We start from the raw sequence: 698 nt of genomic DNA on the forward strand, positions 1-698 counted from the left end.
CATGTCGGCCCCAGCGACCATGTGCCCTGGCTTACCGATCGGAAATGGGCCTACATCCGCGTCGAAGGCACGACGTTTGGCGGTGTGCCGCTGAATGCAGAACTCAAACTGGAAGTATGGGATTCGCCCAACTCGGCCGGAGTCGTTATCGACGCTGTCCGCTGCGCCAAGCTGGCGCTTGACCGCGGCATCGCAGGAGCGCTGACCGGCCCCTGCAGCTATTTCATGAAGTCGCCGCCCGAGCAGTTCACCGATGCCGAGGCACGCCAGCGCACGCTGTCTTTCATCGCCGGGAGGGACGAGCCGATGCTTGATGCCGCGGAATGACGACGACCTTCCTCTTGATCCGCCATGCGGCGCACGACAATGTCGGCGACTATCTTGCCGGACGCATGGCTGGAGTTGCCTCGGCGAAACCGACAGGGCACAAGCCTTCGAGGTCGCGAGAGTCGAAATGTCGAGCGCGCCCGGGAATAGTGCCGGGAGGACCCGAGGGGAAAGCATAGGCTTCCCCGACGAGACCAGCACCTTCGATACATAATGCTGTGCAAGGGACGGGCTGTGCAAGGGACGGCGCTGGCTGTGAGGACGGCGCACGAATCCTTGCAAACTCAGATTGCCGTCACCACACTGGTGAAGGGACCACTTCGTTAAGAGAACACGATGTCTCGCTCAAGCGACGATACAATCAGCCCGCA

General features: G+C 61.6%; 2 pseudogenes. Both read left to right on the top strand.

Annotation, left to right across the window (positions count from 1 at the left end):
- A pseudogene (locus tag AC0L3L_RS36430) lies at positions 1-327 on the top strand (inositol-3-phosphate synthase); the annotation flags it as partial.
- A pseudogene (locus AC0L3L_RS36435) lies at positions 324-404 on the top strand (histidine phosphatase family protein); the annotation flags it as partial. The pseudogenes AC0L3L_RS36430 and AC0L3L_RS36435, both read left to right, overlap by 4 nt.
- Positions 405-698: the final 294 nt, after the last annotated feature.

The sequence above is a fragment of the Mesorhizobium sp. WSM4849 genome (assembly GCF_055811385.1).